The organism is Amycolatopsis cihanbeyliensis (genome assembly GCF_006715045.1).
Taxonomy (GTDB): Bacteria; Actinomycetota; Actinomycetes; order Mycobacteriales; family Pseudonocardiaceae; genus Amycolatopsis; species Amycolatopsis cihanbeyliensis.
The window spans coordinates 285,610-310,214 of the sequence record NZ_VFML01000001.1 but is presented as its reverse complement, the minus strand read 5'-3'; the positions used below and the strand labels follow the sequence as shown (position 1 = coordinate 310,214).

General features: G+C 66.2%; 18 protein-coding genes and 2 pseudogenes. 11 read left to right on the top strand and 9 right to left on the bottom strand.

Annotated elements, in window-relative coordinates:
* Positions 1-51 precede the first annotated feature (51 nt).
* The 3 genes and pseudogenes from FB471_RS35775 to FB471_RS00975 form a co-directional block, all read right to left on the bottom strand.
* Complete coding sequence (locus FB471_RS35775) at positions 52-429, bottom strand: SCO4402 family protein (protein ID WP_425457012.1); 378 nt, start codon at positions 427-429, stop codon at positions 52-54.
* Entirely contained in the window at positions 426-3,896 is a 3,471-nt protein-coding gene (locus FB471_RS00980) for an ALF repeat-containing protein (protein ID WP_170220661.1), read from the bottom strand. Before FB471_RS00980 ends, FB471_RS35775 begins: the two co-directional genes overlap by 4 nt.
* Positions 3,897-4,391: 495 nt before the next feature.
* Positions 4,392-5,767: pseudogene (locus FB471_RS00975) on the bottom strand (IS1380 family transposase).
* A 169-nt stretch (positions 5,768-5,936) separates the two neighbouring features.
* On the opposite strand from FB471_RS00975, the gene FB471_RS33910 reads away from it, so the two are divergent.
* Together FB471_RS33910 and FB471_RS00970 are read left to right on the top strand one after the other, a co-directional pair.
* A complete protein-coding gene (locus FB471_RS33910; protein ID WP_170220660.1) occupies positions 5,937-6,113 on the top strand; it encodes a hypothetical protein in 177 nt (58 codons plus the stop codon).
* A 141-nt stretch (positions 6,114-6,254) separates the two neighbouring features.
* Positions 6,255-7,085, top strand: a complete 831-nt coding sequence (locus FB471_RS00970; RefSeq protein ID WP_141995486.1) for a transposase family protein — start codon at positions 6,255-6,257, stop codon at positions 7,083-7,085.
* Between the two features lie 433 nt (positions 7,086-7,518).
* Here the strand turns inward: FB471_RS00970 and FB471_RS00965 are convergent.
* The 3 genes and pseudogenes from FB471_RS00965 to FB471_RS34750 all read right to left on the bottom strand — a co-directional run.
* Positions 7,519-7,950: pseudogene (locus tag FB471_RS00965) on the bottom strand (transposase); the annotation flags it as partial.
* An 85-nt stretch (positions 7,951-8,035) separates the two neighbouring features.
* A complete protein-coding gene (locus tag FB471_RS00960; RefSeq protein ID WP_170220658.1) occupies positions 8,036-9,184 on the bottom strand; it encodes a PucR family transcriptional regulator in 1,149 nt (382 codons plus the stop codon).
* Between the two features lie 118 nt (positions 9,185-9,302).
* Positions 9,303-9,617 carry a hypothetical protein gene (locus tag FB471_RS34750; protein WP_246076766.1) on the bottom strand — a complete coding sequence of 105 codons (315 nt, stop codon included), beginning with the start codon at positions 9,615-9,617 and terminating at the stop codon, positions 9,303-9,305.
* Here FB471_RS34750 and FB471_RS00955 point away from each other — a divergent pair.
* The 3 genes from FB471_RS00955 to FB471_RS00945 all read left to right on the top strand — a co-directional run bounded on the left by FB471_RS00955 (position 9,502) and on the right by FB471_RS00945 (position 13,306).
* Entirely contained in the window at positions 9,502-10,971 is a 1,470-nt protein-coding gene (locus tag FB471_RS00955) for a serine hydrolase domain-containing protein (protein WP_342779485.1), read from the top strand. The two genes, FB471_RS34750 and FB471_RS00955, sit on opposite strands and share 116 nt — an antisense overlap.
* A complete protein-coding gene (locus FB471_RS00950; protein ID WP_141995482.1) occupies positions 10,968-12,113 on the top strand; it encodes an alpha/beta hydrolase family protein in 1,146 nt (381 codons plus the stop codon). The genes FB471_RS00955 and FB471_RS00950 overlap by 4 nt, the downstream gene beginning before the upstream one ends.
* 209 nt (positions 12,114-12,322) lie before the next feature.
* Positions 12,323-13,306 carry an esterase/lipase family protein gene (locus FB471_RS00945; RefSeq protein ID WP_141995481.1) on the top strand — a complete coding sequence of 328 codons (984 nt, stop codon included), beginning with the start codon at positions 12,323-12,325 and terminating at the stop codon, positions 13,304-13,306.
* A 511-nt stretch (positions 13,307-13,817) separates the two neighbouring features.
* Here FB471_RS00945 and FB471_RS00940 read toward each other — a convergent pair.
* From FB471_RS00940 to FB471_RS33905, 3 genes are all read right to left on the bottom strand, one after another.
* Entirely contained in the window at positions 13,818-14,423 is a 606-nt protein-coding gene (locus tag FB471_RS00940; protein WP_170220657.1) for a response regulator transcription factor, read from the bottom strand.
* Entirely contained in the window at positions 14,423-15,667 is a 1,245-nt protein-coding gene (locus tag FB471_RS00935; protein ID WP_141995479.1) for a sensor histidine kinase, read from the bottom strand. The genes FB471_RS00940 and FB471_RS00935 overlap by 1 nt, the downstream gene beginning before the upstream one ends.
* Before the next feature lie 120 nt (positions 15,668-15,787).
* Positions 15,788-15,955, bottom strand: a complete 168-nt coding sequence (locus FB471_RS33905) for a hypothetical protein (RefSeq protein WP_170220630.1) — start codon at positions 15,953-15,955, stop codon at positions 15,788-15,790.
* 447 nt (positions 15,956-16,402) lie between these two features.
* Between FB471_RS33905 and wecB the strand changes: the two genes are divergently transcribed.
* From wecB to FB471_RS00905, 6 genes are all read left to right on the top strand, one after another.
* Entirely contained in the window at positions 16,403-17,530 is a 1,128-nt protein-coding gene (gene wecB / locus FB471_RS00930; protein WP_141995478.1) for a non-hydrolyzing UDP-N-acetylglucosamine 2-epimerase, read from the top strand.
* Positions 17,531-17,595: 65 nt separating this feature from the next.
* Positions 17,596-18,231 carry a class E sortase gene (locus FB471_RS00925; RefSeq protein ID WP_170220656.1) on the top strand — a complete coding sequence of 212 codons (636 nt, stop codon included), beginning with the start codon at positions 17,596-17,598 and terminating at the stop codon, positions 18,229-18,231.
* A 198-nt stretch (positions 18,232-18,429) separates the two neighbouring features.
* Entirely contained in the window at positions 18,430-20,415 is a 1,986-nt protein-coding gene (locus FB471_RS00920; RefSeq protein ID WP_141995476.1) for a DUF4097 domain-containing protein, read from the top strand.
* 180 nt (positions 20,416-20,595) lie between these two features.
* Positions 20,596-22,869, top strand: coding sequence for a hypothetical protein (locus tag FB471_RS00915; RefSeq protein WP_141995475.1), 2,274 nt, complete (start codon positions 20,596-20,598; stop codon positions 22,867-22,869).
* Between the two features lie 6 nt (positions 22,870-22,875).
* Positions 22,876-24,240 carry an XrtP-associated glycosyltransferase gene (locus FB471_RS00910; RefSeq protein WP_141995474.1) on the top strand — a complete coding sequence of 455 codons (1,365 nt, stop codon included), beginning with the start codon at positions 22,876-22,878 and terminating at the stop codon, positions 24,238-24,240.
* Positions 24,241-24,297: 57 nt separating this feature from the next.
* Positions 24,298-24,468, top strand: coding sequence for a peptidase (locus FB471_RS00905; RefSeq protein ID WP_141995473.1), 171 nt, complete (start codon positions 24,298-24,300; stop codon positions 24,466-24,468).
* The last annotated feature ends 137 nt before the right edge of the window (positions 24,469-24,605 follow it).

The following is a 24,605-nucleotide window of genomic DNA, read 5'->3' as shown; positions in this document are numbered from 1 at the left end:
GCGGCCATGCGGCGCTCCTCCGCCGGATGGACCAGTGTCAGCCGCTGCCGTTCAGCTGTCTTCTTCCAAGATGACCAGCGCATCCTTTGCCGCAGCGACCACAGGCTTCCAGAGCGGCGACGCCAGATACTCTTCATCTGTCCGCTCGACGCCCAGTTCGTGGAACAGGCTCTCTAAAGAGGAAGCCAATTCCTTCATCACGTCTACTTCTTTCTGATTTCGGAGAATTTCTCCTATCGTCGCCGCCGGATCTTCCCGCATACGCACGTCATCTAAAACGTTGACATAGAATGTGAAGTCAAAGGCAAATCCGGGTTGAGGTGGACCCTTTCGAATCCACGCTCTCCGCTGAAACTCTGGGTCAGCCAGAGCTCGTACGGCACCTACAACGTTGGCCCTCATATCCGGGTACCGGACTACCGATGTCATGGAGTGTTCCATTTCGACCACTTGAGCCACTCAGACAACGGGATGTGCGCGTTCACTGGATCGTCCTCAATTCTTCCCCTGATCGGCTTTCCATCTCTCCCGATCACCTTACCACCATCCCGTACAATCACGTGGTTCACTTGCTGACTCGGGTTCGATGAGCCAGGAACGGCTTTATCGATACGAACACCCTGACTACTCGAATTTGGTCCGAACCACCTAAAGCCGACCCCCTTCTTGTTCGGAATCCCGGGCCCCCAATGCTCGGGAAGTTTACCGATAGCTTTCTGTGGAAGCCAACCTCCGGTCTTCGGGGCCAAGCTTCTCAAGCCGGGGATCTTGGAGATGAAACCTAGGGCTCTACCGAACGACCGAAAGATCGACCCTAGTCCCCCCTCGTAGTATCGGAATGGCACTATGGCAAGGTTTGCGTTAGCCAGCTGCTTCCGAAGCTCAGGACCACAGGCCTCCGGCCGGTCTCTACAATACTCTTTGAGGAGCTGTTCTGCGGCATCCTCACGACCCCGGAGCATATCCCAGTTTATGTTTCCGGCGTCCCAGCCCAGCCAAATATCAAAGTCATGGGCCAGGCCAACGCAGGAACCTGTGCCCAGCTTCGCCGGCAGCAGGATTCCATTCAGGTAGCAATTTCCGTCAGAATAGGTCAAGAATGTCGAGTTGTCGAACTGGGTTAGCCTGTCTTGGGGTCCCGCCCCGTTTGCTGCGTCTCGTCGCCGTTGGGCTTCTTCCTCGCGGTGTAGCCGCAGGTAGTGTGCGACCGCTTCGCTGGCGGCCTGAGCAGCGGCAGCGGCATCCCTGCCTGCGGCTTCCGCCGAAGCGCGTGCTTGTGCGGCGTAACCGGCCGCTTGGGCAGCGAAGACACGTGCACTCGCAGCGGAGCTTTCCGCCTGCGCTGCAGAGTTGGCAGCTCTGCGCGCGTCTTGGCGAGCGGCAGCTGCGGCGGAGCGAGCTCGGCGGGCGGATTCGGCGGCTTCGTTGGCGTACTCCTGCGCCTGTCGGGCTGAGGTGCGAGCCTGGTCAGCGTAGCCTTGAGCTTCGTTTGCTGATTGGCGGGCTCGTGCGGCGTGTGCGGCGGCTTCGTCGGCGGCTCGGCGGGCGATGGCTGCCTGTTCGGCGGCGATGGCGGCGTTCTTGTTCGCTTCGGCTGCCGATTGGGCGGCTTGCGCTACGTAACGTTGCACGGTGGCGACGTGGGAGGCGGTCGCCTGGTCGCGTTGCTCGGCCCGGGCTTTACCGACGGTGAGGAACTCACGCATCAGTTCCGGTGGTCCTTCGAGGGCGATCTCCGCGGCCGCTTTGACCTCGGGGCCTCCGGAGGACAGTGCCTGTGCGACGGCGATGCGTTCGTCGTGTTCGCGAGCAGCGTACTGGCCGGTTCGCAGAAACTCGCGCTGGTCGGCGGGTGTGCCGTCAAGTGCGGCGTTGGCGGCGTCTCGCACGGCCGGTCCGGCGCCTTCGAGAATTCGGGCGATCGCGATGCGGTCGTCGTGTTTCCTGCCCTCGTAGTTCTGGTTCCGGAGGAACTCCAGCACTTGTTCGTAACTGCCGCTGAGTGCCGCCTCCGCCGCCTGGCGCAGCGCCTCGGGCGTACCCGTGGCGGCGACGTGGGCGACGCGGGATCGATCGTCTTGCTCGGTGGCCAGGGCGAGGTCAACCTTGACGAACTCGACGACTTGAGCTTCGGTGCCGGCGAGCGCCGTCTCTGCTGCGGCTTGGCTCCAGGGGCCGCCCGTGGTCAGGACATGCATGGCAACCCGTCGACCATTGCTGACGACCGTTTCGGTCGGGGTATCAGGCTGGCGGGCTTCGGCGAGGAGCCGCTTGGCTTCTTCGTCGCGGCGAACCGCTTCTTCGGTGTCCCACGCGATGTCGGACTTGTGCTTGTCGTACTCCGCGCGCAGGTCACGCGCCGCCTGTACTGCTTGTTCAGTTTGGGTCGCCAGTCGCTCGGCTTCGGCTTGGCGGGCGGCTTGTTCAACCTCGCGTGCCTGGTTCGCGGCCGCCGTGGCTTCCTGAGCAGCGGTTTTGGCGGCGGCGGCGTGTGCTGCTGCGGCTTCGGCGGCGCGTTCGGCGTCCCCTGCGTGTTTGGCTGCTTCGTCGGCGGCGCGTGCCGCAGCCTCGGCGTGGTCGGCTGCTCGGTTGGCGGCGGCATGGGCCTCGTTGGCTGCCCTGCCCGCAGCACGGGCGAGGGCGTCGGCGGCGTTGGCCGCTCGTGTGGCGCGAGCTGCGGCGCTCTTGGCTCGTGCGGCAGCTGCGCGAGCTCGGTCTGCCTGTGCACCGGCGGCTGCGGAGTGGCCGCTGGCTTCGTGTGCCGCTTGTCCCGCTGCTGCGGCGTTGCTGCCTGCATTGATGGCAGCTCGCGCGGCGTCACCAGCGGCGCGGGCAGCCTCGCCGACTGCTTTGGCGGCTTGGGCGGCTTGTCGGGCGCTGGCGGCGACGTTTCCGGCGTCGACGGCGGCCTGACGTGCTGCGGCCGCCTGACTGGCGTCGTTGGCGGCTGCGGAGGCGGCTCCGTAAGCGCGGGCCGCGGCCTGGCTCGCCAGCGATGCCGCCGTTGACGCCCGAGCGGCCGCATTGGCAGCTACCCGGGCCGCAGCGTTGGCGGCGTTGGCAGCACCGATCGCCTCCTGCGCCGCCTGAGCCGCTCGTTCCGCAGCGTTGGCAGCCCGCCCAGCGGCTGCGGCAGCCTGGGTGGCGTTGTCCTTGGCGGCGGCGGTTTCGGCGGCGGCGCGTTGGGCGGCTTCCTTGGCGAGTCGGGCCGCGTGCAGTGCCTTCTCGGTGGCTTGCTTGGCGGCTTCGGTCTCAGCGGCGGCGCGTTTGCCAGCCTCTCGCGCTACGGCTGCCAGGCCAGCGACGGTGGTGGTTTCGGCGTCGCGTTCCCGTGCCACGTGTTGGCCGGTTTCCAGGAAGTACCGCAGGTCCTCGACCGTGCCGTCCAGTGCGACCTGCGCGGCCTTTTGAACTTCGGGTCCGCCGCTGGCGAGTAGCTGAGCCACGCGGACCCGGTCATCGTGTTCCCTGGCCTGATGCTGGCCCGAGCGGACGAACTCCCAAAGGTCCTCGACTGTGCCGTCGAGCGCCTGCTGCGCAGCTTCGCGCACTCCACGGCCGCCGGCGGCCATGATCTGCGCGACGTGGACCCGCAGGTCGTGCTCCCACGGGCCTTGCCACCCGGACTCGAGGAACGCCGGTAGTTCCTCGACCGGCCCGTTCAAGGCTTGCTGGGCGGCGTCCTTGACCCCTCGGCCACCGGTCGCGAGCAGGCGGGCGACCTTGATGCGGTAGTCATGCTCGGCAGCGACCTGTCGCCCCGTGGCCAGGAATTCCCGCACCGCCTCGTCCGAGCCGACCAGGGCGTCCTCGGCGGCTGCTCGCATAGCGGGTCCGCCGGACCGCCACAGCTCCAGCACCCGACCACGGTCACTGGTCGGCGGGTCGTCAGCCATGCTCGGCTCGGCGCCTGGGTCAGGCTCTGCCCGCGCTGTGGGCGGCGTACCGAGCAGCCCCGCGATGAGCACTACCACAAGGCCGAGGACCAAGACAATGCGATATCTGGCCGCACTTTCCACCATTTGTTCCCCCTGAATCCAGGCAGTTAACACAGCAGGGCGGTCACGATGATCGCGCCCGTTCTTCCATCTCCACTGACCCGTTTTCTGTTACACGACCCGGCGACTTGAGAAGTGCGGCACAGTGTCTGGTTGCTGGTTGTGGCTGAGCGTCGATATGTCTAAGGTCAGCATGCTCTTCGGGAAGGCATCGAGTATTAGCCCTGATCTTTCGCGTGGCTGACGTGCTGGCCTGATCGGGTTCGGATTGGGTTTTTGATGGTGTTTCTGGTCGTGGGGCGTGGTTGGCGGCCCGTTCAGCGGGTTGGCTGCCGGGTTCCACGGGCCCGGATGGATGTCCCTTCGTTGGTTGTTGGGGCGGGTTTGGGCTGGTCAGCCGGGGTGTAGGCGGGCGAGTGCGGTGGTGATCAGTCTGGTCCAGGGCCAGTGTTTGGCGAACCGGAGCTGGGTTTGCCGTGCGTGGCGGGCCAGCCGCGCGGTGGGGGAAAACAGCCGCAGGCGTTTGGGTTCCCAGCGGCGCGCGTCGTGGCCGTGGAGGGCGAGCGTCTGTATCCAGGCGGTGAGCTCAGCCGCGAGGCAGATGATCTCGATCCAGATCCGGTTGGCGTCGAAACCGTGCAGAGGTAGGTTGGCAAGCCCGGTGTCTTTCGCGGTGCGGATGCGGTCTTCGCAGCGGGCGCGGCGGCGGTGCCGCAGCTCAAGATCCGGCAGTTGGCCGCGGGTGGTGTTGGTGGCGAACGCGGTCAGCCGCAGCCCGTTACGGTCGGTGAACCGCAGTTGCGCGCCGGGGTGCGGGTGTTCGGCGCGGACGATGACGCGCATGCCGGGGGGCCAGCCGGGCAGGTCGATCAACCCGGTCAGCTCCGCCACCCACGCCCCGTCCCGGACCTGGCCGTGGCGTCGTAGGCGGGCGTCCACACATGCTCAGGGATCTTCTCGACCGCGGCAGCGGTGGTCTCGGTGAGGGTGAACCCGACCGAGTACTGCAACCGCCGCTGGTGGCAGTAGCGCACGAAGTCATGTGTTCCGCCGCCGGAATCGGTGCGCACCAACACTTTTCTGCCGACCCGATAGCCCGGTTGGAACGGCAGCTGCGTCAACGCGTCCGCCAGCACCTGCTGGTGATCGGCCGCGGTGTTGGAACCGGCGTTGCCCGGCCGCAACATCACCACCAGCGGCTCACCGGTCCCGTCGACACCGTGGTCGGCCCACGCACCCAACGGATGAAACCCGTACCCCTGCTTGAAGTTCGGTGCGGCGCGTTCCTTGTCCGAGTGCGCGGTCACCAGCGTGGCATCCAGGTCAATGATGAGCGGATCGTCGGCGTCGATCCCGTGATCGGGTGCGTGGTCACTGGCGCGTTCCCACGCCACATTACGTGCCGCGGCGCGCGCGGACCGGATGGCCGTCACCGCCGTGCCCGCGTCGTCGGCCAGTGTGGTGATCAACCGGGAGACGGTCGGATCCGACGCCACCCGCCCGAATACGCCCGGTTCGGCCCGCAGCAGGCCGACATCGGCCAGGCAGTCGCCGCCCAGCGCGACCGCGATCGCCACATCCAGCACGATCTTGCCCGGATCGTGCACGGCCAGGGGTTCTCGCCACGGTGACAACGCCCTCGACAACGCGCCCGTCAGCCCGACCGCGTCGGCCGTGCGCAGCAGCAACACCGCCCCGGCCTGCGACACGACACCCGAACCCGACCCGCCTACCACCAGCCGCGGATACGGCGACCTACACTTACTCACCTGAATGGTGCTCCTGAACCTGCGACCAATACGACCTTCGACAAGCCGTATCATCGCAGCTCAGAGCACCATTCTCCTTTCACGGCACGCCGCCAAACCCTCACTCCCGCGAAAGCCCGGGGTTAGTCGACTACCCCGAACGGCTCAATACCAAAGTAATGGAGGGGAAGTGGGGAACGTGACGATAGGCTCGTGGCTTCGTCCTGCCCTGGTTGCTGGCGCGTGCGCGCTGCTGATAGGCAGTTCGGCGTCCATGGCCGGCGCAGTTGCCGATCACACGGTGCAGGCCAACACCTCATCGGCGCCTGCCGAAGTACAGCCGGGCATCGTGGAGGACTACCAGTGAGGTGATCTCAGCAAGATCAGGATCGTTGGTGCGTGAGTAGCGCCTGACCTGCTGGAGGCCGTGCGGGTGGGGTGAAGATGGGCGTGGAGTCCCTGGTAGAAGGTCTCTCGCCAAAGATGATCTTCACCAGAAGGACTCCACGTGATTGCCTATCGTGCCATCCTCGACGTGCCGCGTGAACTGGCCTGGTTCCTCAGCCGGCTCCTGCACGCCGAGCGTCGCGAGCGCGGCACCCGCCGCGGTAGCCGGGCGCTGACGTGTTTTCGACAGGCCGTGTTCGGGCTGCGCTGGTTCCGGGACAACCGCGACGTGGCCGCGCTCGCGCGTGATCACCGCATCTCGCGGGCGACCGGCTACCGCTATCTCACCGAGGTGATTGAGGTGCTCGCCGCCCAGGCGCCGGACCTGCACGATGCGCTTTGTCAGGCCAAAGCCTACGGCGCGCCGCATCTGGTCTTGGACGGGACGGTGTTCTCCACCGATCGGCTCGGCGAGAAGACCACCAGCGTCAAGGGTGAACAGATCGACGCCTGGTACTCCGGCAAGGCCCGCAAGTCGGGCGGCAACGTGCAGGCGCTGATGGACCCAGATGGCTTCCCGCTGTGGGTCTCCGAGGTCGAGCCCGGCTCGGTGCACGACCTGACCGCGGCCCGCGACCAGGTCCTCGGCGCGCTGTACTGGGCCGCCTCCCGGCTGGACCTGTCCACGCTGGCCGATCCCGGCTACGAAGGGGCGGGAATCGGTGTGCACACGCCCATCAAGCAGCCAGCCAACGGGCGAGCACTCGATGCGGACGCCCGGACCTACAACGCGCTGCTGCGCAGTCTGCGCTGCCTCGGCGAACGTGGCTTCGCGCTACTGACCGGGCGCTGGCGATCGCTGCGCCATCTCACGACCAGCCCTCGCAGGATCGGCGACATCGTCCAAGCCGCCCTCGTGCTCACCCATTTCGAACACGGCCGACTCACGTAAAAGTCGCTGAGATCACCTCACTGCTGATCGCTTGCCGAAGGAGGCATCTGACTTTGTTCCCGCGATATCGCCGCGGCTACGCCGCAGACTTTCACCACGGCCTCCCTGCGAAGGTGAAAATCCCCGCCCAGGAGTTCCCCGCCTCATCAAGAAAGAAACGGGTGCGCATCGCAACCGGCCATCCACCAGATTTCGGCCGGTGACCACTTAAGGAAACGTAACACGCCAGTTCCTCGCGTATACCTCTTCGACTCGTTTGCCGGACCCGCACCATCTGGCAGTCCTGGCACGTCCCGGTTTTGTCAGGGCCGCTTGCCGCCCTTACCGGCACCTCCCGGTTCAGGCTGCCCTCAACTTCAACGGACCGCTGCGACGACCCGCAGGAGAAGGTTTCTCACCTCCTCGCGATACAACAGCGCTTTCACGGCGCACTCTCACCCGTGGTCAACCCCTTCGCATACAACGACAGCACCACCTCATCCACACTCCCCAGACGATGCTGCCGCTTCTTCACGATCACCGGGTCGAAACTCGAGTCCCGATCCCGCGGCACCGCAACCTCGACCTCGCCCACCGCATCCGAGACGACCGTTTTCGACCGGGCACCGTTGCGCACGTTACGGCCCTCGCGGCCGACCTCGGCCTGGTGCCTCTCGTGCCCGAGATGCTCGGTCATCTCCGCGTTCAGCGCGGCCTCCAGCACCGTCTTGGTCAGCTGCTTGAGCAACCCCTCCGGCCCGGTCAAGGCCAGACCCTGCTCCTGAGCCTGCGCGACCATCGAGGCCGCCAACTCCTCCTGCGCCGACCGCACCTTCGGCACCCGCTTCTTCTCACCCTCACCTGGACTCACAACGTCTAATGCCATCACTATCCGTACCCATCCCACCGAACCTCAGCCCGGTGTGTCGGGCCGGAAGCACCGTTCGATGCACAGTCCCACATCGGACTGCTCACCTGGTAATCACGCCGGCGAGACGGATGGCGACGACGGAGCGGGTGAGGCCGTCGAAGGTGTGGACCGACCATCCGGTGAGGTCCTGCCACCGCTGGAGGCGGTAGGCGACGCTGTTGGCGTGTAGGTGCTGGGCGCGGGCGGCCGCCGCGGCGGACAGGCCCGTGTCGGCGAAGGCGCGCACGGTGTCGGCGAGGTGGGGATGGTCGGTGGCCGCCCGGACACCGGTGTCGAGCTCGTCGAGGTGCTCGAGCTGGGTGTACAGGATGGCCAACAGCCAATGCTCGCCGAAGTCGATGTCGTGGCCCAGCCGTCCGGCCAGCGGCAATGCCAGCTCGGCGTCGCCGATGGAGATCCGGGCACCGGCAAGTCCGCTGCGGCGCCTGCCGAGCCCGAGGACCTGGCCGTCGGCCATCGGTCGCACCAGCGTGGCGATCTCGTCCGGCTCGGCCCGCTGGCTCAGGACGACGATGTGGGTCTCGTGCGGGGCGGCGATACACGGTCCGGCCAGGTGCTGCAGGCGCAGGTGCAGGCGGTTGAGCTCACGCCCGCTGTCCGCGGCGGTGAACGCCAGTGCACGGAACGGGCCGTCGGTGCCGAATCCCAGCTCGCCGCCGAGTTTCGCGCAGTCCGCGCTGCCGGGTGCCGAGGTGACCAGCTGGATGAATTGCTGGCGGGCGCGCGCGTCGTCGATCAGCCTGCTGGTCACGGCGACCTGGTGCCCTTCGGCCGCGGCCCGGCCGAACTGGTGGACCCAGCTCCAGATGACCGGGGCGAGCTCGACCAGCGCCCGGGCGGCTTCGGGCCTGGTTCCCGCCTGCTCGGCAAAGGCCTGCCAGACCTCGGCGAAGGACTTCTCGTAGGCCTGCATGAGCGCTGAGACAGCGACTCCCTGCTCGCCGGCGCGGCGGCCCCATTCCTCGGCCGCGGCGAGTTGGGCCGGACCGGGTGTCTCACCGTCTCGCACACCGGCGAGCGCCAGCGCGACCTGCCCTGTCACGGACCTCTGCAGCTCGTCGGCTGGCACCGTCTGGTACACGGGCAGCTCGGTACGAATGGACTCGGTGAGTCGCGCGCCGAGCTCGTCGACGCGGTCCAGGATGAGGTCGGTGGTCGCGCGGACCCAGGCATCGACGGTTTGGCTCATCCACCAAGTATCTGTTCCGGATGGCCGAATCAGCGACACGAGTTGGGGGTTTCCCCGAGAACCTCGGCGCCAGGTTCGGGGAATCACCGTGGCCATGATCGCGAGTCAAAGGTGAGAATCATTCAACCCCACGAGCCGTGTCTGGAGTCACCGTGGCCCGTTCCATCCTCACCGGCATCAGGCCGAAGCCCGCCCACCTCGCCGCCGGGGCCCTGCTCGCTTCGGTCCTGGCCGGGCTGATCACACCTGCCGCGGGTTGGAGCACTCCCGCGGCCGACGCGAGCGAAACGGTGGCGCCGGTCATGCCGACGACGTCGATGTCGTCGGCGAAGAGTTGTTCCGCGCCGGCAGCGAACTGGCAGCGCGCCACACCCACGCAGGCGGGCATGAATCCCGCCAAGGTGGCCGCGGCGATCGAGTTCGCGGAGGACAATCACTCCGACACGGTGCGGATCTATCGAAACGGCTGCCTCGTCGGTGAGAACTCGGACACCCCGGAGGGAACGCCGCACCGAGCGCAGAGCTGGTCGGTCGCCAAGTCGGTCACCTCGCTGGCCTTCGGAAGGGCCTGGTCGTCCGGGCTGATCAGCCCGGACGACCCGGTCGGCGCCATGTTCCCGGAGGCGGACATCCCGCACGGAACGCTCACGATGCGTCACCTTCTCACAATGACCTCGGGCAACAGCCAACGGAAGGCGCGTGACTTCAACCCGTTCATGCCCGACCGGGTCCGCGACGCTCTGACCGTCACGATGATTCACCAGCCCGGTAGGTGGTGGAACTACTGGCAGAGCGGTCCCGCGCTGGTCGCCGAGGCGGTCAGGCGTGCGGCCGGCGAGGACTTCCAGTCATTCGTGCAGCGAGAACTGTTCACGCCGATCGGCATTGAGCCCGGGCGATGGTCGTGGGGCCGGGACTGGAAAGGCCACACCCAGGGATTCTTCGACCTGAAGATGACAGCCGACGACTACGCCCGGCTCGGCGAGCTCATGCGCCGGGGCGGCGTGTGGAACGGTACGCGGCTGCTTTCTCGCGAGTACGTCGAGAACGCCTTGCGACCGGTCCGGCCCTACCCGTGCTACGGCTATCTCATCTGGCGGTCGGCGACGAAGTCCTGCAACCACGAGCACATGCTCGGCCTGCCGGAAGACATGTTCCAGTACAACGGCCGGGAAGGTCAGCTCGTCACCGTCTTCCCGTCCCAGGGCCTGGTCACGGTGCGCACCGGCCACGACGGCGGCGAAGGCTGGAATCTCGGGGCGGCCGAGCGGACGTTCCACGACCTTGTACTCGGAGCGATCGAGGACAATCCGGTCGCCACACCACATCGTCCGGCCGATCCGACAATCACCCACCAGGTGTACAAGCCTGAGTCGATCTGGCACGCGCCCCTTCAGGAGCTCCGCGGAGCCTGGCGCGGCATGGTCCAACCCAAGCTTGCGCCCGCGGGACCGTGGCGCTCGCGCGCAACACTGATCAACTCCCGCGAGGTCAAGGCACACGGCACAGCGATCATGCAGCTGGGTGTCCGCGTCAGCTGTCCTCCCGTCATCACCGGGCACTCACCGTCATGCCGTGGCTTCGCCCGCCTCGACCGCACGACCACGCCGAAGACCTACGACCTCACCGCCGGTGAGAGCAAGGTGATCTGGTTCCAGCTCGATTCCCGCGCGGCGAGCGACCTGCGCCGCGAGGGCGTCCTGCACCTCACGGCGCACACACGCAACCCCGACGGAACCCGCGCGGGGACGACCTCCACCCGCGTGATCACCGTGCGTCCGGCATGATCCGCAACCGCCCACGCCGGCGCACGGCCCTGATCGCGGTAGTGGTGACCGTCCTCCTTCTCGGCGGGGCGACCTTCGGGATCGGCTGGTACTACAGCGGCGAGATCCTGAGCGCTTCCGCCGGCGGCACGGTGTCGTACGACGACAAGGTGCTTGAGTCCACGGCGAAGACCGTCACCTTGGCGGCCTCCGACGCCGCCACCCGTCCTGGCGAGTTCACGCTGCTGTGGGAGGGCGGTCGCCACGCCGAGATCGGCGCGGTCGTCAAGAACGCCGGCGGCCGGGCGGAGCGGACCCTCCTGTCCGGCACCCCGCCACCGGACGGGACCGACGTGGCCGTGGCCAACTGGGCACCGGCGAACGATCCGACCACGGTCGGCCTAGACTTCGAGGACGTGCAGGTGCCGACCGAGCTCGGCGCCGCACCGGCCTGGTACGTCCCGGGCCGGCGCGACACCTGGGTCATCGAGGTACACGGCCGCAACCACACTCCGGGCGCCCGAGCCGAGGGGCTCCGGGTGATGCCGGTCCTGCACCGCCTCGGCCTGCCCATCCTGGACATCACCTACCGTAACGACCACAACGCGCCGGCATCGCCTGACGGGTACAGCCACCTCGGCGAATCCGAGTGGCGCGACCTCGAGGCGGCCATGAAGTTTGCCACGACCAAGGGAGCGCGGCGGTTCGTCCTGATCGGCTGGTCCATGGGAGGGATGGTGGTCACACAGCTGCTCACAAACTCAAGGTTCGCCGACGACGTGGTTGCCGTGGTGCTGGACGCGCCCGCCATCGACATGCACGCCGCGGTGAACCTGCAGGCCACGAAGCGTGACATCCCGACATTTCTCACCCCACTCGCGGATCTCTTCACCGACTGGCGCGCGGGGGTCGACCTCGGGCAGATGAAAGCGCTCGACCACCCACCACGGGTCAAACCACCGACCCTGCTCCTCCACGGTGACGAAGACACCACGGTGCCTGTCCAAAGCTCCCGCGCTCTCGCGGCCGCGGCGGACCGTCTCGGATGGCCCATCCAATACGAGGAGTTCCCGGGCACCGAACACACCGGCGAGTGGAATGCCGACCAGGATCGTTACGAACGCCTGCTCACGACCTTCTTGACCGAGTCTCTGCGGGAGTAAAGGAGGCCCACGAACATCCGGCGAGCCCGCCGAGGCGGAACCACCAGGCATAGTTGTCGTCGAGGGTGGCCGCCCAGGCGAACGACGCCGGTGTCGAGCTCGCCGACGCGGTCCAGGATGAGGCCGGTGGTCGCGCGGACCCAGGCATCGACGGGGCCGCAGTCAAAGGTGAGAATCATTCAACCCCACGAGCCGTGCCTGGAGTCACCGTGGCCCGTTCCATCATCACCGGCATCAGGCCGAAGCCCGCCCACCTCGCCGCCGGGGCCCTGCTCGCTTCGGTCCTGGCCGTAGCCGGGCTGATCACACCTGCCGCAGCAGCGACCGCGGCGGCCCCGTCCGGGCAGCTGAGCAGCAAGGAGCGGCCACCGGAGTTCACGATGCCGAAGCCCTCGATGGAGGGCGTCAACGACTGGGATTGCTGGCCCTCGCGCCGGCATCCTCGTCCGGTGGTCCTGCTGCACGGCTTCAACGGCGATCCCGGAAACTGGAGCGGCCCGGCAACCGCGCTGGTCCGGGACGGTTACTGCGTTTTCGCGCCGGAGTATGGGAAGTGGTTCACCACCCTGCGGAAAGTCAACGGGATCGCGCCGATCCCGCACTCCGCCGCGGAGATCGATCAGTTCGTCGGCAAAGTCCTCACGGCCACCGGCGCTCGTCAGGTCGACATGGCCGGACACTCCGAAGGGGCCACCTTGGCGGAGTATTACGTCAAGAACCTCGCGCGCCGGGGGCAGGTCGCGTCCGCGACACTGTTCTCCCCCAGCACGCAAGGGACGACCGTCTCCGGCCTCACGAACCTTCTGGATGCCACGGTCGTCGGGCGGGGCGTCGTCAACCTGGCACTCCTGGCGCTCTGCCCGGCATGCGGCGACGCCTTGGTCGGCTCCCGTTTCATCAGCGACCTCAATGAGGGCGGCGTGACCCGTCCCGGCGTCCGGTACGCCGTCTTGTCGGTCAAGGGCGACTGGGTGGTCACCCCACCCGAACGAGCCTTCATCAACGAACCTGGGGTCAACAACGTCTGGCTGACCGACCTCTGTCCCGACGCCGAAGCCGGCCACTTCGACTCACATTCCAACCCGGTGTCAGTCCAGGTCCTGCTCAACCAGTTGGATCCCGCGCACGCCAAGCCAATCGACTGCACGCCCCAGCTAACTGCCCACGCCGACGCGCAGCAGCAGACTCGATGATGCCCAGACCGGGGAGGAAACGTGCGACTACCCGTGTCCTGTCAGGCTGGAGCGTCATCGACGTGTTGATGGTGATGCCGTAGCCAGCGAGACCGAATCGACGGGGTCCGGGCCTTGAAGTGCCGATCTGTTGCGGTTGGATCAGATACCAGGACTGTTGCTTGGGCAGCAAGTCCCCAGCGCCACGAGCGCAGCCCCTCAGAGTGAAGTCGGCCGTCACACCGGGCAAGCGAGATTTCCCCACACCTCGGCTCAAGCAGGCCGCTGGGGCGTGCTGGTGTCGCACTTGCTGGCTGTGCCTGTGCTTATGCCAGTTGGGTACCGGCGTTGGCAGTGGGCGTGCACGAGGCGGTCGTACTCGTCCGGCCGACCTTGCCTCCGTGCGGCGATGAGTTGTCGCTTCAGCACCGCGTGGAATCGTGGTGTATCACTGCTCCCATTGGCCGGGGATTGTGGTCCATGGTCAGCAAACAGCAGCTACTCCCCGCAGAGTAGGCAGTGCCCGCCGGGTTCAGAGCCAGCCGAGCTGGTCGGCGATGCGCACCGCGTCCGTGGCATTGCGCGCGGAGAGTTTGCCGATCACCCGAGTGATGTGATTGCGCACGGTGCCCTCGGCGAGGAACAGTTGGTTTGCGATTTCCGGCGGTGGCGTGCCCGCCGCGGCGAGTTGGAGAATGCTGCGTTCGCGGGGAGTCAGTGGATTCTCGCCGATAGCGAGTGCGGCGGAGACCAGGTCCGGGGACACCACACGTTTCCCGGCGTGCACCTGCCGGATCCCGGTGACCAGTTCGCCACTGGTGACTCCCTTGGGGAGGAAACCGTCCACCCCCGCGGACAGGGCTTCGCGCACGGTACCGGGTTTGTCCAGCGAGGTGAGCAGCAGGATCCGGATATCGGGACACTGGCGTCGTAGCTCGCTGGCCACGGCGAGCCCGCTGATGTCCGGCAGGCCGATGTCGAGGATCACCACGTCCGGTCGCCTGGTGGTAGTCAGTGGGACGACGTTCCCGCCGCAGTCGGTCGCACCGATCACCTCGATATCCTGTTCCAGTTCGAGTAGCGACACCAGCGCGTCACGGAGGACCCGCTGGTCCTCGGCCAGCAGTACCTGGATCATCACGCGTTCTCCTCATGTCGGGCTGCCCGGAGGTCGTTGGCGATACCGCTCGGCCGCACCGGCCGGGCTGGCATCTCGACCCGTAGCGTGAACTTTCCCCGTGACCGGCCGACCGTCACCGAGCCACCGGCTTCCTCGACTCGACCGGTGATGCAGCGTGGCACGGAGCCGATCCGCTCCTGGCCGTGCTGTGCCACGCCGTCGTTCGCCATGGTGAGGGCGTACGCCTTGTCGGCTTCGCTCAGCGTGATGACGCATTCGGTGGCCGTGCTGTGTTTCAGCACGTTGGTGGTGGCCTCCCGGAGCACCCAGCCCAGTACCTCCGCGGTGCGGCCATCGGGCTCACCCGCGATGTGCAGCAGGCAATGGATCCCGGACGCTTCGAGGAGTTCGGTGGCGCCGTAGAGTTCGCGGTCGAAGCTGGTGTTCAGCCCGCCGTGCGCGATCCGCCGGACGTCGTCGAGGGTTTCCCTGGCGGTGTCGTTGACCGCCCGCATCTCGGTCCGGGCCTTGGCGTCGTCCACTCCGGACAACCGTTCGGCCAGCTCGCTGCGCAACATGATGGCGACCATGCTATGACCGAGCCGGTCATGGAGCTGTTGGGACATCCTGGAACGCTCTCGAGCTACACCCAATCGGGTGATCTCTGCGCGTGCACGCAGCAGCGCCAAGGAGAGCATCGCCATGTTGACCATAGATCGAATCGCCAAGCCAACGGCAAAGTACTGTGCGATGAAGGGCAAGCTTTCCACTAGCTTTTGCAGGATATCCGGAGGGGGTTCCATTCCATGTAGTGCCCTCTGAACATAGTAAACGTAAGCAAAATATGCCAGGCAAAGGCCACCGTAGACCCACCATGCCAGCACTCCTGGGATAATGATGAGCATCAGCCAACAGAACGTTAACTCGATGGGCGTGCCTTCCAGTCGCAGTGCCAGACGGGTAGCAACCAGCAGTGCTAGCTGCGCAACTACGAGCGCGATCATCGAACTGGGGGTTGCTGCCCGGATCCGGTAAGCCAGCCCTAGTAATAGGACAAAGGTCAGAGGCACCAGGCAGAGTTCTGAAAGTAATGCTTCTCCTGTGCCGTGATAATTTTGTACCGTCGAGAAAAGGGTCACGCCCGATATCATGCATGCGACCGACACAAGGCCAAGCGCGGCGAGTTTTGCTGTTCTGCCAGCAGACCAGATTACCTTTATCTGGCCCACCGTCGCCTCCCGGAACTTCTGGTGCCATTTCATCTGTTCCCCGATCGGCTTATCCGCCGCCCGAGCACAGTGGACGGATGCCCGGATGGTAAGCACACCTCCGCCGGTACGCGATGGCGTCTTCAGTGGTGGCCACCCGTTTGTGGGACGCTGTCAGGGTTGGACGATGGCCGCGTCGGTCGGGAACAGCCAGTCGTCGATGACGGGGAAGACCAGATACCACAGCACCAGGCCGAGCCCGGCCAGTATCGCCAGGCAAAGAGTTGTTTTCACGGCGACCGGACCGGGAAGCAGCCGCCACAGGAACGAGTACAGTGTCATGGTCGGTTCCTCCTCCCGCTGGATGGTGCGGCCTCGGTGCGGCTCCCCCCGAATCGAGTCGCACCGAGGCGCTCGTTCCGGGTACCGGCAGCCCGGGAATCTGGGGGCACCGGGCTGCCGGTCCGCGCAACCGAAGGAAGCCGACCCCGTCGCCGCTTCACGGTGCGCCGTGGTGATGATGCCCGGTAGCCGGCACCGGGGAAACTACAGAGTTCAATCGTTTCTCCGGGAACTGTCACACTGGTGACCCGTGAATATTTACACGGGTGCCACCTCTCCGGTGGTGGTCGTGAAGGGTGCCATCGGCGCGTTGTGTAATGTTTCATCAGATGCCAGCAGGTCGTGGATAGAACATCTTATCGTCGTTTTCGTCGTGTTAGCCTCTTGATAGTCGTCCGCGTCGAGGTGGCGCCGGAATTCCTCTCACGGGTATTGGTGATCGCACTCATGAAGAAAAACATCCTGATGGTCGCCGGGACCAGGCCGGAGGCGGTCAAACTGGCGCCGGTCACGCTGGCCATGGCCGGGCACGCGTCGATGACCCCGCGGATCGTCGCCAGCGGGCAGCATCCGACCATGGTCGGGCAGGCACTGGAACCGTTCGACCTGCACGTCGACCGGCAACTGTGCTTCGCGCGTGGTGCGGGCGGGCTGGCTTCGGTCACCGGTGGCATGCTCGGCGCGCTCGATGCCGCGATCAGCGATTTCGCGCCGTCCGCGGTAGTCGTGCAGGGCGATACGGCGACCACCCTCGCCGGTGCCCTTGCGGCTTTCTGGCGGGGAATACCGGTCGTGCACGTCGAGGCCGGGCTCAGGACGGGAAATCTGCGGGCGCCTTTCCCGGAAGAGGCGAATCGGGTACTGGTTTCCAGGATCGCGTCGCTGCATCTGGCGCCGACCGAATCGGCCGCGCGTGCCCTGCTGGACGAGGCCATTCCCGCGGAACGGGTGGTACTGACCGGGAATACGGTCGTCGATGCCCTGCATCACATTGCCGCGAAGGAGCTACCGATAGCCGACCCGGATTTGCGCGAGGGCGTCCGGGATGCCAGGCGGTTGATGTTGGTAACCTTGCACCGGCGCGAATCGTGGGGCGATGGTATCGATCGGGTGCTCGTCGCCGTGCGGAAGATCGTCACCGCTCATCCCGAGCTACGGGTGGTGTTGCCCGCGCATCCCAATCCGGCGGTCCGAGCCCAGGTCCGATCCGCCCTGCGCACTACGCCCCGGGTCACGATCACCGATCCGCTGGCCTATTCCGACCTTGTCTGGGTGATGCGGCGCTGCACGCTCATCGTCACCGACTCGGGCGGTATCCAGGAGGAGGCACCGAGTTTCGCCGTTCCGGTGCTGGTGACCAGGGAAGCCACCGAACGCCGGGAAGCCATCGAGTCCGGCAGCGCGTGGCTGGTCGGGACCGATGACGTCCGGATCGTCGAGACGGCCGAACAGCTGCTGGCGAACAAGGTAGAGCTTGCCGCCCGGAATCCTTATGGCGCCGGTGATGCCGGGCATCGTGCCGTCCGCGCGATCGAAAGGTTCCTCGACCTGCCCGCGGCGGGAATGGCCGCGTAGCGATGGCGCGAAACACGGCCGCTCTCAGCCGCCGGCGGGAGTGGACGCTTCGGGTGGTCTGCAGCGTGGGCGAGATCTGTGTGACGCTCGGCATCGTCGCGTTGCTCTTCGTCGCCTACAAGACCTGGGGCCAGCTAGGCGAGCTACAGGACGCCCAGGCCGAACTGGACCACGCACTGGAGCAGCAGTGGACTGGCCTGGTGGCACCCGACCCGACGGTGGACCAGCCTGCCGCTGCCCCGGGGACAACGGCGCCCCGAGATCGGGTGGCGACGGAGGGGCAACCGCTGGTCCGGCTTTCGATTCCCCGGCTCGGCCTGCGCTGGGTGGTGACCGAGGGCACGACCCAGCAGGCGCTACGATCCGGCCCCGGTCACTATCGGGGCACCCAAATGCCCGGCGAAATCGGGAACTTCGCGGTTGCCGGACATCGTATTCCCGGCGTGTTCTGGGACCTTGACGAACTCGCCGCGGGTGACGTGATCGAGGTGGAAGGTCCGCGGGCGCGTTACACCTATCAGGTCACGGGCACACGTATCGTCGGCCCGAACGCGTCGGCGGAACTCGCGCCGCTACCGGGGCAGACCGGTGCCCAGCCGACCGAGTCCCGCCTGGTCCTGACCACCTGTAACCCGAAGTGGGACAACTACCAGCGCCTGATCGTGGAGGCCCAGCTTCAGTCGGAAACCCCGAGGGGCTGAGCGGCGTCCGTGTGCCCGTTCCGCCGGACCGCCGCCGGCCAGGGCATGTGAAGAATTAAACCAACGGGACCGTGTAATTATCGCACGACGCCTCGACAGATTCCTCACCCGCTCTTCGGAACCACTTGCGCGACCGGTTGAGGATTCATAGCCTGAAATCACGAGGAACTCGCTCGAGTTCTGCTCCGAATGAAAAGAGTGGAGATTGAATCCATGCCGGTAAAAGAGCAGAAACGCAGGGGGCTGAAGCCTTTTGCGCGCGCGGCGGTGTTAACCGCCATGGGTGCCGCGCTCGTAGGTGGAGTAGCCAGCCAAGGGGTGGCGGCCGCGGAAGGGCGTCCGGACAACAACAGTTGGACCGAACTGGACAAGCGGCCGGGCACGCCGGATCGGATGCATTTCAAGGTGAACAAGAAGGAGGGCAAGGTTCTACCCGGCGAGCGCGCTACGGTGTCGGTCGAGTGGGATCTGTGGAACATCTGGACCACGTTCCAGGCCGACAAGGCCGGCAAAGGGCAGCTCAATGCCGCGCAGGATCTGGTCAAGTTGTTCGCCTGGCAGACGGCGAACATCACCTTGAATGGTGAGACGTGTGCGGACTTCGGGCGCGGGCAGCAACCGGCGACGCAGAAGTTCGAGCGCGGTAAGAAGGAGGGCGGTTTCAACTTCGAGCCCGTCGACGTGGGTGGTCTGGTCGCTCAGGTGCGGAACCTGTTCGCCGATCTGGCTTCGGGGGTTATCGGTGAGAATGTCGTCTCGGACTTCTTCAATTCCAACGTCCGGGCGACGTGTGAGTTCACCGTTCCGGAGAATCCCGGTCGGATGATCAATGTGGGTGGCGACGTTGCCTTGAACAACCTCTTCGGTCTGCTGCGCTCCAACCAAAAGGGGTTGGCTTACCTTCCGGTCCAGTTGCCGAAGGCACCGGGTAAGCCGACCATCGCGCCTGCCGGGAACACCGTGGATCTCCCGGAGGGTGGTGAGCTGACCGGTAAGGCTGATCCTGGCACTACGGTGCGGTTCAAGGTGGACGGAACCGCGTATCCGGAACCCTCGGTCGTGGCCGATGCCCAGGGCACGTGGAAGCTGAGGCTGCCGTCCGATCTGAAGGCGGGCCAGACGCATCTAATCCAGGCGACGTCGCAGAAGCTCGAAGGGGGCCCGGCCGCGGCATCGGATCCAAAGATCGTCAACGTCAAGTCGGGTGACGATCCTGCCCCTCACGTGAAGCAGCCGGTGATCACCTCGCCGGAGGGCGACACGGTGAAACCGGGCCAGGAGCTGACGGTGACCGGTAGCGACGGTAGCGTGGTGACCCCGGTCGACAAGGACGGCAAGCCGGTTGGGCCGTCGGTGGAGGTCAAGGACGGCCAGGCCAAGGTCACGCTGAACGACGACCTGCCGAACGGTGCCAAGGTCAGGGTCGAGGCGAAGGCCAAGGACGGCTCTGGTCAGCCGAAATTCTCCGACGAGAAGACCGTACAGGCCGGTGTGGACAAGCCGGTGATCACCTCACCCGCTGGTGACGTGCGGCCGGGTGACGAACTGACGGTGACCGGTAGCGACGGCAGTGTGGTGACCGCGGTCGACCAGGACGGCAAGCAGATCGGTGGTCCGGTCGAGATCAAGGACGGCAAGGCGAAGATCACGCTGCCGAACAACCTGAAGGACGGTAGCCAGGTCAAGGTGGTCGCCAAGCCCAAGGAAGGCAGCGGTGACCCGGTGTCCTCCGATCCGAAGACGGTCCGCGCCGAGAAGCCGGAGTTCTACCAGAACGTCGTGCCCACCGCGAAGCCGGGCGAGAACAGCTACCTTGACGTCAACTTCGAGCCGAAGAACGGCGATGTCACCAGCATCGCGGGTAAGACGGTGACGCTGAGGGCACCGGAAGGGTTCACCTTCGGTAACGTGTCCTATGTGGTTGTCGGACACAACGGCATCGGGAAAGGTATCGGGATCAACAACCTGGTGCAGCGCAACGATGACGGCACGCTCGCGGTGACCCTGCCGCCTGCCGAGGAGATGAAGGCGACCTTCGGTGACGACATCAAGGCGTTCAAGCTCTCCATCACGGCTATCGCCAAGGTGGACGCCAGTGCGACACCGGGAGAGAAGGCTGTCGGAGAAGCCAAGCTCGATGGGTTCACTCCGGTGCCATTGAAGGGCACCGTGGTCGAGAAGTAGCAGATCCGATTTCGCTGAAACTCCATCGACGTGGCCGGGGCCGCAGGCCTGCTATGGCCCCGGCCACGTCGGTGACATCGGGGCCGGGCCAAGCCCTCGGCGCCATTCATTCGACAATCGTCCCTTTTCCTGGCTGGACACACCGGCCATTTCCCATTCAGAAAGTCATCTGGAGAAAGAATGTCAGCACTGGGCAACCCGGTGGCCAGCCAGACCGGCGACCTGGAGCAACCGCAGCCATCCGGCCGTGCGCTGTCCCCGGCGGCCGCCACCGTCACAACCAGCGGTGCCGCACCAGCCGACGTCGTCGACGACTGGGCAAAGACCGGTGATTCCGCCCGGCTGACCGAGCTTTTCGCGCTGACACCTGGCAATCCGGCAACCGCGTACGTCGTGGACGACGGCGGCGCCGACGCCCCGAGCGTGTTCGGCCAGCCAATTCCGGCCTGGAACGCGTTCCGTGGCGGCGCACCGGGCACCAGATTGCTCGCGGTCGGCGACAGACTGAACCGGGAGATCGCCGTCGCGCGACCGGGTGGTGGCGTTGAATTCGTTCCGGTCGACCAGGAATCGGTGACCGGGACCGCCACCCCAGATGCGTTACGCACGTGGCGGAAGCACCTGGTGTCGCTGCCGGCGAGTGACGCGGCCGAGCACGATCCCGCGACCGCCGACGACCTGGAGCGCATGCCGGAATGCTCGGTGGACACCCCCGGTGGAGCCCAGGGACGGGGCCTGTGGGGCCTGGGCTATGTGGTGCTCGGCCTGGTGGCGCTGGCCCTGGGGTTCTTGTTCTTCCGGGTGACGATGGACGATTCGTTCATCACCTGGCGATACGGTAAGAACCTAGTCGAGCACGGCGTCTGGAACTGGAACAGCGACGGCCCGCCCGTCGAGGGGTACACCAACCCGCTGTACGCGGTGCTGTCGATCATCCCGGCGGCGCTGGGAATATCCGCCGAGTTGTTCTTCAAGATCCTGGCGGTCGGCATCGCGGTTGGCTATGTCGTCGTCGTGCGCCGAGCCCGGTTACCGAGGGGACAGGAGTTCGTCCTGTTCGCGGTGACGCTGGCCAGCCCGATCTTCCACCTCCAGCTGTTCATGGGGCTGGAGACTGTGTCCTTCGCGTTACTGATCGCCTGGCTTTTCGCCATCGTCTACCGCCGAGGGGCGTTGGGGCGCGGTGGGTTCGTGCTGGCCGGGGCGGTGGCGCTGAGCAGGCCGGAGGGCATCGTGCTGGCCGCCGTGGCGATCTGCTGGTCGCTGCTGATCGACCGGAGCACGGCCAACCGGCGCGGCGCGTTCGTCGTGCTCGCCGGATGGGCGGTCTACTGGGGAGCCCGGTGGTGGTACTTCGGTTCCTTCTTCCCCAACACGTTCTACAAGAAGACCAGCGGCGACGAGCCGTTGCTGATCAAGATCATGTATGTGCTGCCGGTGGCCGGGCCGATCCTGCTGCCCGTCCTGATCGGCCTCGTGCTGGGCTTCGCGCTGTACCGCCGGGTCACCGGAGCCTCACTGTGGTCACGGACCGAGATGCTGCGGGACGCGGTGCCGGTGGTGCTGGCGGTGACCTCCGCGGTCCTGGTGTTCGGGGTGTACCGGCAGTCCGAGCTGGTGATGGACACCGGTCACCGGTTCTACTGGCAGCTGCTCTTCCCGGTAGCGCTGCTGGTGTTGAGCAGGCCGATGCGCTTGGTGTCCGATCCCGGCACACCGGAGCCGGGGCGGCAGCGCGGGCTGGCGCTGGTCGCGCTCGCCGTGGCGACCGGCACCGTGCTGCTGTGGGCACCAGGGCAGTTGTCGACGGGTGTTGCCATCGGCACCGGAATCGTGGCGATCGCCGTGGTGGCCGGCAGCATGCGCAAGATCGCCGGAGCCGCGGCGCTCGGGGCGGTTGGACTGTCCACCGTGGTCGGATTCGGTGATGCCACCGAGATGACCAGCATGCTGGCCTATCGGTACCGCTTGGCGGCTGCGCACCAGGCGGTCGGTCAGGCGATCCACCAGGCCCAGCTACCGGACGGTGCGCTCGCCGTTGCCGACGCGGGCGTGTTGCCCTACCAGGCCGATCGTCGAGCGATCGATATCGGTGGACTGGCGACCAGGGAGTCGGTCGACGGAACCCTGGAAAGCGAGTTCCTGGACGACCAGAACCTGCAGCTGGCGATCCTGTTGTCCAGTTCGGACAATGCCGAATCCACGTGGCGTACCCACGCGGCGCAGTCTGTGCACTCCTATGTGACCGAACCCAGCCGCGACTTCTGGGCGGCACCCGCCGCCGAGTTCGCGCCGAACTACTACCTGAACTACTGGATCGGCCCGGAATGGCGAGGAGGCGACCTGTCGCAGCGGCTCAACGAGGTGTTTCAGCACTCCTGGGCGCAGAACGAAAGGTCCGACACGGACATCGTGATGGACAACCTGTGGAACTTCTCGTTCCTAGGAAGGTAGCGGGCAATGTTCAGCACACTCATCGGGGTTTTCACCTACACCAGCAGCGGTGTCTTCATCGCGTACGTGTGCGCGATCGTGGTGCCGTTCGTGTGCCGGCGGCGGATGCCGGAAGGCAACGGCGGCGAGTTCGAGTGGCATTTCTTCGTGCCCTGCCGGGATGAGGAAACCGTCATCGGTGACACCATCTTCCGGTTACGGTCGACGTTTCCCGCAGCGCATGTCTGGGTCATCGACGACGACTCGCACGACGGCACCGCGCGAGTGGTCACCTCGCTCATGCACGCCGAGGGCGATCCCGACCCACACATCCACCTGGTGGGCAGGCGGCCCCCGCAGGCGCGTACCGGGAAAGGCGACGCGCTCAACGCCGCCTACCAGGAACTCGCCGCCTGGCTGGGCGGGCACCTGTCCTGGGAGAAGGTCATCGTCGGCGTCGTCGACGCGGACGGGGTGCTCGCGCCCAACTGCCTGGATGTGTGCGCCGCGGACCACCTCTTCGGCGACGGCGCGGTGGGCGCGGTACAGGTCGAGGTCCGGATGCTCAACCGGGACACCGAACCCGACTGGCCAAGCCGCCCCAAGCGCTGGGCCGCGCTGAAACTCGTCCAGCTACAGGATATGGAGTTCCGCACCGCGATCTCGGCCATCCAGCATTCCCGGGCATACGCCGGGACTGTGGCGATGGGCGGCAACGGCCAGTTCACCCGGATGTCGGCGCTGCACACCATCGCACGGGGTACCGGCCAGCCTTGGCGCGGCCTGCTGCTGGAGGACTACGAGCTCGGCGTGCACCTGCTCATGGCCGGATGGCGCACCGCGTCCACATCGGACTCCTATGTCTCGCAGGAGGGTTTGTACAGCCTGCGCCGGTTCATCACCCAGCGAACCCGGTGGGGGCAGGGAACCATGCAGTGCGTCCGGTACCTGCCCTCGGTCTGGCGGTCGCCGCACTTCCGGGCACTGGGTGTCACCGAAGTCAGCTACTACCTGATCCAGCCCTGGCTGCAACTGGTCGGCGCGGTCGTCTATCCCATACCTCTGCTGCTCCTGCTCGGGCAGGTGATCAGTGAACCCGCCGCGCTGGCAAGCGTGCTGACCGGCGGTGGCTGGCTGATGCTGACGCTGTTCGCGGCGCTGGCCACCGGGCCCTTCGTGGTCTGGGGATTCATTTACCAGTTCCAATGCCGCCGCGAACGCGGCCTTGTCGCCGGACTCGGTATGGGGCTTGGCTTCGCACTGTATGTCTGCACCTTCTACGTGACCTCCGTGCGCGCGGTCTACCGGATGATCCGCGGCCAGCATGGCTGGTCCAAGACTCGGCGCAACGCCGAAACAGTGAGCAGCCGGGAGGTCGCCGTCGAAGCATGACCAGTGCGACGTCCCCACCGACAGTTCTCATCTCGTATCAATGGAAGGAGGAATCGAATGTACAAGCCTGGACCCGGTGGTGTCACCGGAGGAGTGGGCGGGCTCGCGGTGACCGGTGCCGGTTTGAGCTGGTGGATCTCACTGGCCGTCGCACTCGTCATCGCGGGCACGCTGATCGTGCTGTTCGCCCGCCGCCGCAGGCGTCTGGCCCGAGAGGACGGAAACTGATCATGTCCCGGGAATCGTGTTTTTCGCGGGCACCAGGCCAGAAGCCGACCCTGAACGGCCGTGCCGACGAGCGGGAAGGAGGTGACCCATGTACGGAAATCTCGTTCCCAGTGCCGACCTCGCGGGGGCCGCCTGGT

Excerpts from the sequence above, each read along its gene's own strand:
- FB471_RS35775 (WP_425457012.1), bottom strand. The coding sequence starts at position 429 with ATGACATCGGTAGTCCGGTACCCGGATATGAGGGCCAACGTTGTAGGT.
- FB471_RS00980 (WP_170220661.1), bottom strand. The coding sequence starts at position 3,896 with ATGGCTGACGACCCGCCGACCAGTGACCGTGGTCGGGTGCTGGAGCTG.
- FB471_RS00960 (WP_170220658.1), bottom strand. The coding sequence starts at position 9,184 with ATGAGCCAAACCGTCGATGCCTGGGTCCGCGCGACCACCGACCTCATC.
- FB471_RS00955 (WP_342779485.1), top strand. The coding sequence starts at position 9,502 with ATGTCGTCGGCGAAGAGTTGTTCCGCGCCGGCAGCGAACTGGCAGCGC.
- FB471_RS00950 (WP_141995482.1), top strand. The coding sequence starts at position 10,968 with ATGATCCGCAACCGCCCACGCCGGCGCACGGCCCTGATCGCGGTAGTG.
- FB471_RS00940 (WP_170220657.1), bottom strand. The coding sequence starts at position 14,423 with ATGATCCAGGTACTGCTGGCCGAGGACCAGCGGGTCCTCCGTGACGCG.
- FB471_RS00935 (WP_141995479.1), bottom strand. The coding sequence starts at position 15,667 with ATGAAATGGCACCAGAAGTTCCGGGAGGCGACGGTGGGCCAGATAAAG.
- FB471_RS33905 (WP_170220630.1), bottom strand. The coding sequence starts at position 15,955 with ATGACACTGTACTCGTTCCTGTGGCGGCTGCTTCCCGGTCCGGTCGCC.
- wecB (WP_141995478.1), top strand. The coding sequence starts at position 16,403 with ATGAAGAAAAACATCCTGATGGTCGCCGGGACCAGGCCGGAGGCGGTC.
- FB471_RS00915 (WP_141995475.1), top strand. The coding sequence starts at position 20,596 with ATGTCAGCACTGGGCAACCCGGTGGCCAGCCAGACCGGCGACCTGGAG.
- FB471_RS00910 (WP_141995474.1), top strand. The coding sequence starts at position 22,876 with ATGTTCAGCACACTCATCGGGGTTTTCACCTACACCAGCAGCGGTGTC.
- FB471_RS00905 (WP_141995473.1), top strand. The coding sequence starts at position 24,298 with ATGTACAAGCCTGGACCCGGTGGTGTCACCGGAGGAGTGGGCGGGCTC.